This is a genomic window from Streptomyces sp. NBC_01275, from assembly GCF_026340655.1.
GTDB lineage: Bacteria > Actinomycetota > Actinomycetes > Streptomycetales > Streptomycetaceae > Streptomyces.
Genome location: NZ_JAPEOZ010000001.1, coordinates 3,356,994 through 3,369,791, shown reverse-complemented (window position 1 = coordinate 3,369,791; position 12,798 = coordinate 3,356,994). Strand labels below are relative to the sequence as shown.

Below are 12,798 nucleotides of genomic sequence, written 5' to 3'. Positions count from 1 at the left end.
ATCGAACTCACGTCTGCTCCAGCCCTTCCAGGCCTTTGGATCTTCTGGATCTTTTCGGAGTCGCTCTGTGGAGTACGGCTCATCACCGGTCCAGCAGGCGGTCGTAGGCGGAACGGCGGGCGGCCAGCAGCACGGCGCACAGCACGGCCGCGGCAGCCCACGACGACTGGACGAGGGGCCCGTCGAGACACCGGTCGAGCTGATCGGCCAGCTGGACGAGCGGCCGGTCGCCGCGTGCGGTCAGCGCGGGGACGAGGACGACCCCCAGCCAGCCCCCGCCGATCACCGCCGTGGCGGCACGGCAGCCGACGTAACCGGCCAGGGCCAGCGAGCCCAGCGTCAACGCGAGCCCCGGCAACAGCCAGGCGGCCGCACCCGGAGCCCCGGATGCGGGCAGCAGCAGGCCGGCGAGGGTGAGCGACGGCAGACTGACCGCCAGAACGGCGGCCGTCCGCGTCAACATCAGCCGCAGCCCCCCGGCGGGCGTGGCCGCGGCGATCTCGTACAGCGGATCGGCGTACCGCCCGTAGGACAAGGCGACCCCGGCGACGGGCACGACCGGCGCGAACGCCAACAGCAAGGGCCGCACCCCGTCGACCCCGGCGACATGAGCCAGGCCGACGGCCCCGAGGGCGACGAACAGCACGGCGGGCAACCAGGCTCCACGAACGGCGGGGCCGGCGGCCCAGAGGAGGCGGGGGAGGCGGGGGAGGAGGGGGGAGGCGGTCGCCGGGGCTGAGGCTGGGCCGGTTGCCGGGGCCGCGGATGAGGATGTCGACGCGGCTGTCGACGTGGATGCCGACACGGATGCCGACACGGCTGTCGACGCGGCTGTTGGCACCAGCACCTCCGCCAGTACGGCCCCCCGCACCTCCGCCAGCACCACCCCCACCGCGCTGTTCTCCCGTACCGCCCGCGAGACGCGCTCCGCGCACCCGCCGCACCGCTCCAGATGCTTCTCCAGGGACCAGGCGTCCGCCTCGGGCAGGGAGCCGTCGGCGTAACGGGCGGCGAGGTCGTAGGAAGCGTGCCAGTTCTCGCCGGAACTCATGCCGGACCTCCCGTAGGGGTGGGGATGGGAGTGGACAGGGGGCTCGGGTTCAGGTGGGCGAGGGCGGCGCGGAGTTCGGCGCGGGCGCGCATCGCGCGGGTCTTGACGGTGCCCTCGGGGATGCCGAGCAGACGGGCCGCCTCCCGAGTGGTCAGCCCGTCGACGACGGTCGCGCGCAGCACGTCCCGCAACTCGGGCGAGATCCGGTCGAGAGCGGTGCCGACGTCGCCGAACTCCAGCCCGGCCAGCACCCGTTCCTCGGCGGAAGCGGCGACCGGCGAAGGCCAGTCCTCGACCGGGGCCGTCTCGACCCGCGCGGTCCGCTCCTGCACCCGCCGCGCATCGACGAGCCGCCGAGCGGCGATGGTCCACAACCACCCGCCGGCCTCCCCGCCCCCATGCCCACCCGCCGACCGCCACACGGTCACAAAGGTGTCCTGCAAAACCTCCCGAACCACCTCGCCGTCGGCACAACGCCGACTCAACCGCGCATGCAGCCACCCCGCATGCCGGTCGTACAACACCCCCAACGCCCCCGCGTCGCCACCCGCCACGGCCCGCAACAGCACCGCATCCGTATCACCCTCCCGGCGGCCCCTCATGGGGCGGAACAGTCTCACAACCTGTCTATCGACGGGTCGGGCGCAGACGGTTCACGCCCGCGCCGCGAGCACTGTACGGCGGTGCCCTCACGCACGGCGGGCCAGCGTATGAGGTCAGGCTTCGCATCATCCACTTGCCGTTTATGATCATCTCCGTCCGCACAGTCGATTCCCGCGAGGGCGCGGCAGCAGTCCTGGGAGAGGGGAAAAGCCACAATGGAAAAGAATGCGCTTCGATACCGCTTAGCAGGGTCCGGGAAGGTTCGCGACATCTACGACGTCGAAGGTGCGGACCCGGCCATGCCGCCTTGTCTTCTCCTTGTTGCGACCGATCGAATGTCGGCTTTTGACAACGTTCTCCAGGATGAGATTCCCGGGAAGGCGACCGTTCTCACAGCCTTGACACAGTTCTGGCTGGATCATCTTGATGATATATCTCCACACCATTTGCTGGCATGGCGCGCCTCTGATCTCCCGGAGGGAGCGTCTGGATTGGCCGGTCGAGCCATGTTGGTGAGAAAGCTCAAGATGATACCGCTGGAGTGTGTTGTCCGCGGATATCTCACAGGGTCGGCCTGGGACGAGTATCGACGGGTCGGCACTATCGCTGGTATCCCCATGCCGACGCACTTCCGGCCGAGCGATCGTCTGCCGACACCCTTGTTCACGCCTGCCATCAAGCGGGACAAGGGCCCCGACGAGAATATTTCGGAGGCGGAGGCAGTCGAACTTGTAGGTGATGCCGTTCTCCGTCGCGTCCGGGAACTCGGCATCGAGATCTATTGCAGAGCTGCCGAGTATGCGCGTGAGCGAGGAATACTGATCGCCGACACAAAGCTGGAGTTCGGCATCAGCGAGGACGGGTCTGTTGTGCTCGCAGATGAAGTGATCACCCCGGACTCGAGCAGACTCTGGCTGGAGCGAACCTGGAAGCCGGGTGAGGCAGCTCCGCATTCACTCGGCAGAAGTCGCCTGAAACGGTGGCTGCACCAGCAGGGCTGGGACGGGAGAAATGGCCCTTCACCGCGGCTCCCGGACGGGCTGATACGTGAGACCGCCGCGCTGTACCAGGAGGCCTATGAGCGCTTGGCGGGACAGTCGATCGACACGTGGGTCAAGGCGGCCAAGGGCTGACCAAGAGTGAAGCCGAGAGTGAGAGGTGGTTGTGGATGATGCGCTCAGCCTATCCTTGGCCGGTTAGGAAATTTCAGGCGATCGTCTTTGACTTCGATGGCGTAATCCTCGACACCGAGACGACACTGTTTCAATCATGGGTCGCGCTTTTCGAGTACTACGGCTGCCCGCCGCCGTCGCTCACGGAGTGGGCGAGACAACTCGGAACCTCTGAGCGGCCGAATCTGCTCGCCGAGCTTGCAGGGAGTTCGAAGGTCCGGATAGACGAGCAGGAGGCCACTCGTAGGCGAGTGGCGCTCAGTAAGGAATTAATCCGGAGACAGAGCGTCCAACCGGGAATCGCTGAATGGCTCAACGAGGCCCGGCGTCACAGATATCCGGTGGCCGTGGCATCCAGCTCGCCGATCTCTTGGGTGTCCGGTCACCTTCAGCGCCTCGACCTGGCGGATTACTTCAGCACCTTGGTCTGTTGTGATGCCGACATCAGAAGTAAGCCGACTCCGGATTCCTATCTCAGGGCATGCCGCGACCTGGGGGTCGATCCGATGCATGCCCTGGCGGTGGAGGATTCGCCCAACGGTATCGCGGCCGCCAAGACCGCCGGCCTGTCCTGTATAGCCGTACCGAACTCAATGACCGCTGGACTGGATCTGGCCGAGGCTGATCTCGTGGTGCCGTCCCTGGCCGACTTATCGATATCCGACGTGGTGAAGCAGCTGGAGGAGAGGCGGGCGAAGCCTTGATGCGACTCTAATCAAAACTTCTGGTCAGTGGGTTGTGATCCGCCGTTCGCCGCAACTGAAGTGATCCCTCGTGTCGGCCAGGCTGGAAGCTCCAGCTGTTGGCCTGGAACAAAAATGTCGGCTGCTGAGGCTTGTCCTGACTCACGATGAACGGGGCCGGATCGGCAGACCATCGATACGAAATGAATTCGGCAGCTGGGTCAAAATCCCACGTACCGACTTCTTTCGCGCCCCCACCCAAGTTGCTTCGGGACGAAGGGGTCGCGCCGCCAGAGAGCAATTGTCGAGACCTGTGGATCGATCTTGGTCGGGCCGCAGTCTCGATGGGCGGTGTGACTGATTGTTGATCTTCTGCTCGTTCGGATCTTCTTCTCGTTCGAGGTCCGGGCAAAGCCTCGCTCGAATGAGGAGGCCGTGGTTGCCCGTGAAGACGTCGGCCCGACCTGGTCCCTTCCCTCAGCTCACCCGTACGGTCAGTCAGCGGGCAGGCCGAACCAGCGGAGAAGTACGGGTCGCGCGTCGTCGGGGGCGTCCTCGGGCCCGCGGGCATAGCGCGCGAGCAGGGCCAGATAGTCGTCATGGAACGCGTCCAGCTCACCCTTCGTGAGGTGGATGAGGCTGCGTGAACCCCGCATCCAGCCTTCGGACTCCGCCTGTCCGGCAGTGAACTGCCGGGCGAGCTCGACGTCCTCCTCCATCCTCATCCGGTCCAGCTCGGCCGACATGGCACGCTCGGCCTCCGTCAGCTCACCCTGCGGCGGTCTGCGGATGTCGAGGCCGCGCACCCCGCGCCACCAGCGCTCACGCCCGGTGGAGCGCTCGGGGATGTCCTCGATGAGGCCGCTACGCTCCAGCATGCGCAGGTGGTAGCTGAGCGTCCCGGTGTTCTCGCCGAGGGCGGCGGCCAGCGTGGTCGAGGTGGCCGGGCCCGCCGCGCCGAGGTGGCGCAGGATACGCAGGCGCAGAGGGTGCGAGAGGGCCTTGAGCACCTTGGGGCTGTCGACCGTGCGCCGCCCTGCGGCTTCCGCTCTCCGCTCTTTCGTCATGGCGGCAGTCTATCCAGATGGCAGCGATTCCTCTGCAGACCTTCCTCTGCAGAGAAACCTCTGCAATGCTGGGGCGTATGACGCCGAACCGAGTGACCTTGAACCGCACAGCCCGACGCTTCACAAGTGCTGCTGTGGGGGCCCTGCTTGTCGGACTCGCCCTGGGCGCCGCACCCGCGCATGGAGCTGAACGGGCCGCGGATCTACCCGAGTTCGACTTCTCCGCCTGTCCGACCGTCGATGAGCTGCCCGCGGGTGCGGATCCCGGGACCTGGCGCTGCGAGGTCATGCACGCCACGGGGCATCTGCGCATGGGCGCCGTCGACGAGCCGCTCACCGAACCTATGAAGATCACCTTTGCGGAAGGCCGTGTGGACGGTGAATTCCGGCAGGTCTTCGGGGAGATGACCGCTGCGCCAATCCGGGTGGGAGGCACCCCGTTGACCCTGACTCCGCTGTACGGCGGCTACTCGGACTTCCTGTCCGACGACACCCGGCGCGGCGAGTTCGACATCAAGTTCGCCATAGGCTCGGCGCACGGGCTGCCGGCCCTGCCGTCGTCGGGCTGCTCGGTGGGCAGCGATGAGGACGCGGTCCACCTGGTGCTCAAGGACACCGATCCCACCCGGGTGATATCCAAGGACCCCCTGGTCGCCGCCTTCGGTACCCAGGACGCGGAGTTCGCCGCCCCGGCCACCAGTGGCTGCGGCCCCCTGGGCCGCGCGCTCGACCGGGCCCTGGGCCTGCCGTCCGGGGCAGGGGCAAACGCCTTCGACATGGATGTCACGGTGGCCATCCGGTCCTACATGTAGACCGGTTCGGTTGAGTAATTGTCAATATCTGTGGGCCAGTTGACGTGGTTCATACCGCGTGAGCCTCGGAGCGTTCTACGAGGTGGCGGCGCTCGAAGCGGGCTCCGGCCCGGACGAGGGCGACAAGGGGAGGTGCGTTCACGGCCCGCCAACGGACTTGGGCGGACTCGACGAGCTTGAAGACCATCGCGAGGGCCGCCGCGCGGGAGCCGGCGTCCTTCGTGACCTCCGTCCGTAGCCGCACCGTCGCGAAGTCCCAAGCTCGGGGCCGATCGATGCCATTAGCCTGGGCCTGTGTCGATGGATCAAGGGTCAGCCGGCGCCCTTCAGCTGAAGTGGGAACTCGTAGGCCATGGTTGGGCGAGATGCCATCTATCCGATGACTCTCAGACGGCATCGTTGATCGCCAGCTACTGCACTGACGCGTTGGCGGACCTTGTAGCGGGAGCAGGTGAGATGTACGGGCGGCGGCGCTCAGCCCGGTTCTTCTTCGACGCCGAGCCGCAGGAGCTTCGCTGGGTGCTCCGCACGACGGATGACGCGGTCAGCGTGACTGTCTACAAGTTCCCCGACGTCGCCGTCAGCCCCGACCTTCCGGACTCCCACGGCACGGTGATCTGGCAGGCGACCTATCCGCGTCCGGCATTCGCTCACGCTGTCTTGGCAGCGGCCCGGACTGTGCTCACGGAGCATGGCGAGGCCGGCTATCTCGCCAAGTGGGCAATGCATCCCTACCCCGTCGCACTGGTCCAGGACCTCCGCAGGCTGCACATGCGCGACGACGTCTGCGATCTGCCCCACGACCTGTCGTGCCCGTAGGCGGCCCGCGCCGCCATCTCGGTTTCCGTCTCGCGGATTCCTTACTCGATGAGGTCAACGCTCTTGCCAGGGCGCGCAGAGCTCAACTCGAAGACGGCAGAGCGCGGACCCGTATCGAATACCTGTGAGGATCGGCTAGAGCCTATGACGGCCGGCGGGCTATAGTCTGGGCTTAAGAGTCACAGGCCCAACTTTGAGTTTCGACTTCGATAGTCGAGACGTCACAGCGAGCGGGCTCCAGGCAGAGGGGCCCGGCTCCGGTCTAGTCCACCAGAGCCGGGTCGATGCGTGGAGTCGTTGAGCGGGTCCGGCCGACTAGCTAACGGCCGGGCCCGTTTTTTGGCCCTGCCGTCGTCCGGCTCACATTTCAACGTTCTGGCGCTAGCGCGTCAGCTGCTCCACACATCCTGCGAGTGCCGCAATCGCCGAGAGGATCGCGATCAAGATGTCGGCCTTTGTGGGGCCCCGTTCGTGATCACTGTCCGGCTCGTCGGGATTTCGCAGATCTGCCATGTCACACCCCCGGTCCGGTCTTGCTAAACCCCTGACGTACGTGGGGTCTTCGGCTCTCGAGTCCGAAGATCTGATTGGACTGGAAGTGGACAGTAGAAGCATAGCGGTCGGTATGCGTATTGAAGGTACGGGTGTGCCGGGGTAATGATGGAGATCAGGTACGGAAATCGAATGGAGTAAAATTCGATTTTGTCGAACTTCACAATGGGATGACAAGGTTCCCCTTTTCGGAGATCGTTGTCTCCCGGGGCCGGGTTGGCCGTGAACCAGATTTCCGCAGCGAGCAGCGCAACCCCACCCCATCGCCCCCTCATAAGATCACCAGCCATGACGGACGCAACGCATGCAACAGACGCAACGGACTCAGGCGGAGAGCTCGGCTGGCTGCAACGGTGGTACGAGGCTCAGTGCGACGGTGATTGGGAGCATGAGTGGGGTGTTCGGATCGACACGCTGGACAACCCGGGCTGGTCCGTGCGGATCGATCTGGAAGAGACCTTGCTGGCTGGTCGGCCGTATGAGGGGACGGAATTTCGGCGCAGTGGCTCGGACTGGGGGATGGCGAGGGTGTCGGACGATGTCTTCGAGGCTTCGTGCGGTCCGCTCAATCTGGGGGAAGTGCTGGGTCTGTTCCGGGTGTGGGCCACCTCGGTGGAGCGGTAGCAGTTCTCCTCGCTTCCGACCGCGAGGAGAACGCCGTGTTGCATCCGCCGGCGTGGATTGCCTCAAGAAGCGAGTTGCCCGCGGCGCACGGGGTAGGGCTGCGATAGCCCCTTCGGGGGCTGCACCCGACGTCGTACCGATGCCGTACCCGACAAGGAGGCCACCGTGGTCGCACCGGCTTACCCCCTGATTCCGGCCCAGTCCAAACGGTCGGCGGAGATCTCCGCCCGATCCTCTGAGGAGGAGCCGTTGGTCGAGCCCTTTGCCGAGTTCTCCGCCTGTGCCGAAGAGTCCGGGGTCTGTGTCTTCGGTGCCGAGAGTGCTCGGGCCGAGGCCCCGCTGACCAGTGAACCCCCGTTGCCCGATGCCGAGCCCCTTACGAGCGAGCCGCCGCTTGCCGCCCTGGACTCCGACTTCGCGAGGCCGTAGATGACCGCACCCCTCGGCGAGGAGCTCGTCCGGCTGGCAGGGCTGTACGGTGTCGCCGCTTCGTTTCAGCCGTCGCCGGACCGTACGGTCATGGCGTCGGGCGCCGCCGTCGTCCGTGCCCTCGCGGCTCTCGGCGTCGACGCGGGCGACCCGGCGGCCGTGCGGGACGCTCTCGCCGCAAAAGAGGGGGAGCTGAGCACGCGGCTGCTGCCGCCGACAGTGGTGTGCTGGAGCGGGAGTCCGGTGACGGCGCTCGACGCCCTTCCCGCCGGCAGCCGGCTGCACATCGACACCGAACAGGGTGAGAGTCGTGCCTCCGTCGAGGAGCTGCCGCCAGGGGTGCATCGGTTGACTGCCAGTGCGCCCGACGGTCGTACCGGGCACGCCCACCTCGTCGTCGCCCCGCCCCGCCTGCCCACGCCCGCGTCCACATCCCCGTCCGCCTTCACCGGACGGTCGTACGGGCTTCTCGTTCAGCTCTACTCCCTCCTCTCCCGTCGTTCGTGGGGCATGGGCGATCTCGGGGATCTGGGGGAGCTCGCCGCTTGGGCGGGGCGGGCGCTGGGGGCCGGGTTCGTGCAGGTCAATCCGTTGCATGCGGGGGTGCCGGGGGCGCCTACCGATCCGTCCCCCTATCGGCCGTCCTCGCGTCGTTTCCCCGACCCGGTGCATCTGCGGGTCGAGGACGTTCCCGAGTTCGCGTACGTCGACGATCCGGACGGGATGCGGGCGCTGCTCGAACGCGGTGGGCGGTTGCGTGAAGCGGTGCTGGAGAAGGGGGCGTTGATCGATCGGGACGCCGTGTGGGAGGTCAAGCGGGAGGCCCTCGAAGCGGTCGTCCGGGTGCCGCTCGGGCCCGGTCGGCGGGCCGCCTACTGCGACTTCCTCGCCGAACAGGGGCAGGCCCTGGAGGACCACGCCACCTGGTGCGCGCTCGCGGAGGTGCACGGTTCGGAGTGGCAGCGTTGGCCGGACGGACTGAGGGATCCCCGGTCCGCCGAGACCGGTCGCGTCCGCGGCGAGTTGATGGACCGCGTCGATTTCTGGTCGCGCCTCGCCTGGCTCACCGACGCCCAGCTCACCGCCGCTCAGCGCGCCGCGCGCGAGGCCGGCATGCCGGTCGGGATCGTGCACGATCTGGCGGTCGGCGTGCACCCCGAGGGCGCGGACGCCTGGGCCCAGCAGGAGTACTTCGCCGCCGGCATGTCCGTGGGCGCCCCGCCCGACGCCTTCAACGCGCGCGGCCAGGACTGGGGCCTGCCGCCCTGGCGACCCGACCGGCTCGCCGAGTCCGGGTACGCCCCGTACCGCAGGCTGCTGCGCGCACTGTTCCGCTACGCCGGCGCCCTGCGCATCGACCACGTCATGGGCCTGTTCCGCCTGTGGTGGGTCCCGCAGGGCGAACCGCCCACCGAGGGTGCGTATGTTCGATACGACGCCGAGGCCATGCTTGCGATCCTGGTACTGGAGGCCTCTCGCGCCGGCGCGACGGTGATCGGCGAGGACCTGGGCACGGTGGAGCCGGGCGTGCGCGAGGCGCTGCGCGAGCGGGGGGTGCTCGGCACCTCCGTGCTGTGGTTCGAGCGGGACTGGGACGGCGACGGCCGTCCGCTGCCCCCGGACCGCTGGCGTGCCGACAGTCTCGCCACCGCCACCACCCACGACCTGCCGTCCACCGCCGCCCGGCTCACCGGCGAACACGTCGAACTCCGCGACCGGCTCGGCCTGTTGACCCATCCTCTGGAGGAGGAGCGCGCGGCCGCCGCCGCCGACGCCGGGGAGTGGCTGAACCTGCTCACCCGGCTCGGACTCCTCGCGGGCGCGGGCGGCGGAAGCGACCCCTCCTCGGAGGAGGCACAGGTCCAGGCCGTTCACCGCTTCCTGCTGCGCACCCCCGCCCGCATGATCGGCGTCTGGCTCCCCGACGGCGTCGGCGACCGCCGCCCGCAGAACCTCCCCGGCACCTGGAACCAGTACCCGAACTGGCGGCTGCCCATCGCCGACGCGGAGGGCCGCCCGGTGACCCTGGAGGAACTGGCGGCCTCCCCGCGCCTCCATGCACTCATCGACGTACTGAAAGAGGGACGGGAAGAGGGAGTGCGGGAGGGGCTGCGGGAGGGGGGCTGAGGGGCGCGGGCGTCCCCGTACGGCACCCCGGGCGCGCGGGCCTTTCGGGCGTTCGCTAACTTGGGGACCGTGGACAAGAAGAACGCCCTGCGCGCCGGCGCCCTGGCTGCCGGTACGACGCTGATGATGCTGCTCATGTCGTCCCCCGCGCTCGCGCTGACCCGCGACGACGGCGACGACCCCGGCCCGGGCCTCAGCGTCATCGACACGCTGGGTCTCTACGTCGTGGCTCCCCTCGCCCTGTTCGGGGCCATCTTCGGACTCGTATGGGTCCTCGACAAGTCCAAGGACCGTCAGCCGAAGCCGGCCAAGGCGAAGGCCTGACGACTCCGCCGTAAGCCGTTCCACGGTTTTCCCGAGGGCGCCGTCCCCGCCGTCCGTACGCGCACACCGCCGTACGCCGACGCCGGAGGCGGTGCCTTCGGTCGTCTGTGCGGGGTACGGCAGCGCGCGCGGAAATTCCTTCGACAGGCCCTCGACCGGGCTGGCAGGCTGTCGCGCATGACCTACGGAATCGAGTCCCACACCGCTCGGTGAGCGCCCAGGAAGAGCGCGTCGCGCTCACCCTCCCGCCCGCCCTGGACCTGAGCAGCGGCGCCGCCCTGCTGATGGACTGGCCGTCGGGCTACCGCGAGGCGCGCTGCTGGACTCCCTCGGACGGCTCCTGGCGGAGCCCCGCTCGGACTCCTTGGCCGACCCGAACTCTGCCGCCCCGGATTCTGCCGCGCCGGACGCCCGCCACGACCTCGAGGTCAGGCACGACCTCGACGCCCGCCACGACCTCGACGCCAGGCGCAACCGCCGCCCTCCCCGCCCTCCGCCCGGAGGTCGGCGTAGGCGACCCGTGGACCGGGAGCCGGTCGAGACCCGCATCCTCGTCGACGGGCGGCCCCTCGTTCCGGCGCTCCTCACGCGTGGCCCCGCGCACCCGCCCGCCCGCGCAGGGTTCCCGGGGGCCGCGCCCGAGTCGCCCGGGGCACGGGCCGCCGCCCTGCGACGGCTGGCCGAGGAGGACCCGAAGACCTGCGGTCGGGTGAGCGTCGGCTCCCGCGAACGCGCCGAGGAGCTCGGCTTCCCCTGGCCGCCCGACGCCGACTGATCAGTTCCCCGGGGCCTCGGTCGCGAACAGCAACTCCCTCAGCAGGTCGGCCAGTCGGTCGGTCTGCTCGGGGGGCAGGGCGGACAGGGTCGCCGTCTGGACGGCGAGGCCCGCGCCGACCGCCCGGTCGACCAGGTCCAGCCCCTTCTCGGTCAGCGTCACCTGCAGGGCCCGGCGGTCGTGCGGGTCGGGGGAGCGGCGCAGCAGTGCGGCCCGTTCCAGCTTGTCGAGGCGGCCGGTCATCCCGCCGGTGGTGAGCATGAGCGTCGCCGACAGCTGACGGGGCGAGAGGGTGTACGGCTCGCCGGAGCGGCGCAGGGTGGCCAGGACGTCGAACTCCCCACGGGCGATGCCGAGGGGGGCGTACGCCTTCTCCATCCGGTCGCCCATCGCGCGCGAGAGCCGGAAGATCCGGCCGAAGACCTCCATGGCGGTGGTGTCGAGGTCCGGCCGGACCGTCGCCCACTGCTCGACGATCGCGTCGACGGGGTCCTTGCGCCGAGACGACGGCGTCGGCGGGGGTGACGGCGACGGCGACGGCGTCGGCGGGGGTGACGGCGTCTGCGTCGGCGAGGGTGACATCGGCGGGGGGTGCGGCTGTGAGCTGCTCATTCCGTGAGTATCCGCCCGGTTTCGATCACCCGCAAGAAAGTGGCTTGACGGTAAGTTGCTTAGCGCTAAGCTATCTATATGAAGAGGCCCCGGACCGTCCTGTTCACCGCTCTCACCGCCCTCGCCCCCATCTCCTGGGGCACCACCTACGCGGTCACCACCGAGTTCCTCCCGCCCGACCGCCCCCTGTTCACCGGCCTGATGCGCGCCCTGCCCGCCGGGCTGCTGCTGCTCGCCCTCGGGCGCGTGCTGCCTCGGGGCGTCTGGTGGGCGAAGGCGGCGGTGCTCGGCGCGCTGAACATCGGCGCCTTCTTCCCGCTTCTCTTCCTCTCCGCCTACCGGCTCCCCGGCGGCATGGCGGCGGTCGTGGGCTCGGTCGGGCCGCTGTTCGTCGTCGGGCTCTCGGCGCTGCTGCTGGGGCAGCGGCCGACCGCCCGGACCGTGCTGACCGGACTGGCGGCCGCCTTCGGCGTCAGCCTGGTCGTGCTGAAGGCGGCGGGGGCGCTGGACACGCTCGGCGTGCTGGCCGCGCTCGCCTCCACCGCCTCGATGTCGGCAGGCACGGTCCTCACCAAGAAGTGGGGCCGCCCCGACGGCGTCGGCCCGCTCGCCCTCACCGGCTGGCAGCTCACCGCCGGCGGTCTGCTCATCGCGCCCGTCGCCCTCCTCGTCGAGGGCGCACCGCCCGCCCTGGACGGCCGGGCGATCGGCGGCTACCTCTACCTCGCCCTGGCCAACACGGCGGTCTCGTACTGGCTCTGGTTCCGTGGCATCGGCCGCCTCACCGCCACCCAGGTCACCTTCCTCGGCCCGCTCTCCCCGCTGACCGCCGCCGTGGTCGGCTGGGCCGCCCTCGGCCAGGCGCTGACGCCGGTGCAACTGACGGGCATGGCACTGGCGTTCGGCGCGACGGTGGCGGGACAGCTGGGGTCGCGGACCCCTCGCGTTGTGGCACACCGCTCACCGCAAGGGCGGGCCGGATCGGCCGCCGTTCCGTGTGCTGCTCCGTCTTCCGCTCCGCCCAGGAAGCCGGGCTGAGCACGAAGCGGGGCGCCCGGCACAGTGCCGGGCGCCCCCATCGACGTACCGCTCACGGCGTGTCGCTCACGACGTACCGCCTACGACGTACCGCCTACGACGTACCGCCT

At 68.9% G+C, this 12,798-nt stretch carries 14 protein-coding genes and 1 pseudogene; 10 read left to right on the top strand and 5 right to left on the bottom strand.

Annotation, left to right across the window (positions count from 1 at the left end):
* Positions 1-82 precede the first annotated feature (82 nt).
* Positions 83-1,051 (bottom strand): zf-HC2 domain-containing protein, encoded by a 969-nt coding sequence (locus tag OG562_RS14710; RefSeq protein WP_266397495.1) that lies wholly within the window; start codon positions 1,049-1,051, stop codon positions 83-85.
* A complete protein-coding gene (locus tag OG562_RS14705; protein WP_266397492.1) occupies positions 1,048-1,653 on the bottom strand; it encodes an RNA polymerase sigma factor in 606 nt (201 codons plus the stop codon). Before OG562_RS14705 ends, OG562_RS14710 begins: the two co-directional genes overlap by 4 nt.
* A gap of 216 nt (positions 1,654-1,869) precedes the next feature.
* Here OG562_RS14705 and OG562_RS14700 point away from each other — a divergent pair, with 216 nt between their 5' ends.
* Positions 1,870-2,787, top strand: coding sequence for a phosphoribosylaminoimidazolesuccinocarboxamide synthase (locus tag OG562_RS14700; RefSeq protein ID WP_266397489.1), 918 nt, complete (start codon positions 1,870-1,872; stop codon positions 2,785-2,787).
* Positions 2,788-2,822: 35 nt separating this feature from the next.
* Entirely contained in the window at positions 2,823-3,530 is a 708-nt protein-coding gene (locus OG562_RS14695; protein WP_266397487.1) for an HAD family phosphatase, read from the top strand.
* Between the two features lie 473 nt (positions 3,531-4,003).
* Here the strand turns inward: OG562_RS14695 and OG562_RS14690 are convergent, their stop codons facing one another.
* Positions 4,004-4,576 (bottom strand): transcriptional regulator, encoded by a 573-nt coding sequence (locus tag OG562_RS14690; RefSeq protein WP_266397486.1) that lies wholly within the window; start codon positions 4,574-4,576, stop codon positions 4,004-4,006.
* 134 nt (positions 4,577-4,710) lie between these two features.
* On the opposite strand from OG562_RS14690, the gene OG562_RS14685 reads away from it, so the two are divergent.
* Positions 4,711-5,388 (top strand): hypothetical protein, encoded by a 678-nt coding sequence (locus OG562_RS14685; protein ID WP_266397484.1) that lies wholly within the window; start codon positions 4,711-4,713, stop codon positions 5,386-5,388.
* Between the two features lie 49 nt (positions 5,389-5,437).
* Here OG562_RS14685 and OG562_RS14680 read toward each other — a convergent pair.
* A pseudogene (locus OG562_RS14680) lies at positions 5,438-5,641 on the bottom strand (IS256 family transposase); the annotation flags it as partial.
* Between the two features lie 203 nt (positions 5,642-5,844).
* Here OG562_RS14680 and OG562_RS14675 point away from each other — a divergent pair.
* From OG562_RS14675 to OG562_RS14650, 6 genes are all read left to right on the top strand, one after another.
* Positions 5,845-6,207 carry a hypothetical protein gene (locus OG562_RS14675; RefSeq protein ID WP_266397482.1) on the top strand — a complete coding sequence of 121 codons (363 nt, stop codon included), beginning with the start codon at positions 5,845-5,847 and terminating at the stop codon, positions 6,205-6,207.
* Positions 6,208-7,047: 840 nt separating this feature from the next.
* On the top strand, positions 7,048-7,383 hold the full coding sequence (locus OG562_RS14670) for an immunity 53 family protein (RefSeq protein ID WP_266397480.1): 336 nt from the start codon (positions 7,048-7,050) through the stop codon (positions 7,381-7,383).
* A 249-nt stretch (positions 7,384-7,632) separates the two neighbouring features.
* Positions 7,633-7,812 (top strand): hypothetical protein, encoded by a 180-nt coding sequence (locus tag OG562_RS14665; RefSeq protein ID WP_266409265.1) that lies wholly within the window; start codon positions 7,633-7,635, stop codon positions 7,810-7,812.
* Positions 7,813-9,939, top strand: coding sequence for a 4-alpha-glucanotransferase (gene malQ / locus OG562_RS14660; RefSeq protein WP_266397478.1), 2,127 nt, complete (start codon positions 7,813-7,815; stop codon positions 9,937-9,939). It begins immediately after the preceding gene.
* Positions 9,940-10,008: 69 nt separating this feature from the next.
* Positions 10,009-10,263, top strand: coding sequence for a hypothetical protein (locus OG562_RS14655; RefSeq protein WP_266397476.1), 255 nt, complete (start codon positions 10,009-10,011; stop codon positions 10,261-10,263).
* A 520-nt stretch (positions 10,264-10,783) separates the two neighbouring features.
* Positions 10,784-11,038, top strand: coding sequence for a hypothetical protein (locus OG562_RS14650; protein WP_266397474.1), 255 nt, complete (start codon positions 10,784-10,786; stop codon positions 11,036-11,038).
* Here OG562_RS14650 and OG562_RS14645 read toward each other — a convergent pair whose 3' ends face one another.
* Complete coding sequence (locus tag OG562_RS14645) at positions 11,039-11,650, bottom strand: MarR family winged helix-turn-helix transcriptional regulator (protein ID WP_266397472.1); 612 nt, start codon at positions 11,648-11,650, stop codon at positions 11,039-11,041.
* A gap of 78 nt (positions 11,651-11,728) precedes the next feature.
* On the opposite strand from OG562_RS14645, the gene OG562_RS14640 reads away from it, so the two are divergent.
* Positions 11,729-12,688 carry an EamA family transporter gene (locus OG562_RS14640; protein WP_266397470.1) on the top strand — a complete coding sequence of 320 codons (960 nt, stop codon included), beginning with the start codon at positions 11,729-11,731 and terminating at the stop codon, positions 12,686-12,688.
* Positions 12,689-12,798 lie beyond the last annotated feature (110 nt).

Bases quoted from the DNA above. Each gene is read 5' to 3' on its own strand.
- OG562_RS14710 (WP_266397495.1), bottom strand. From the start codon at position 1,051: ATGAGTTCCGGCGAGAACTGGCACGCTTCCTACGACCTCGCCGCCCGT.
- malQ (WP_266397478.1), top strand. From the start codon at position 7,813: ATGACCGCACCCCTCGGCGAGGAGCTCGTCCGGCTGGCAGGGCTGTAC.
- OG562_RS14700 (WP_266397489.1), top strand. From the start codon at position 1,870: ATGGAAAAGAATGCGCTTCGATACCGCTTAGCAGGGTCCGGGAAGGTT.
- OG562_RS14690 (WP_266397486.1), bottom strand. From the start codon at position 4,576: ATGACGAAAGAGCGGAGAGCGGAAGCCGCAGGGCGGCGCACGGTCGAC.
- OG562_RS14695 (WP_266397487.1), top strand. From the start codon at position 2,823: ATGATGCGCTCAGCCTATCCTTGGCCGGTTAGGAAATTTCAGGCGATC.
- OG562_RS14670 (WP_266397480.1), top strand. From the start codon at position 7,048: ATGACGGACGCAACGCATGCAACAGACGCAACGGACTCAGGCGGAGAG.
- OG562_RS14705 (WP_266397492.1), bottom strand. From the start codon at position 1,653: ATGAGGGGCCGCCGGGAGGGTGATACGGATGCGGTGCTGTTGCGGGCC.
- OG562_RS14640 (WP_266397470.1), top strand. From the start codon at position 11,729: ATGAAGAGGCCCCGGACCGTCCTGTTCACCGCTCTCACCGCCCTCGCC.
- OG562_RS14675 (WP_266397482.1), top strand. From the start codon at position 5,845: ATGTACGGGCGGCGGCGCTCAGCCCGGTTCTTCTTCGACGCCGAGCCG.
- OG562_RS14645 (WP_266397472.1), bottom strand. From the start codon at position 11,650: ATGAGCAGCTCACAGCCGCACCCCCCGCCGATGTCACCCTCGCCGACG.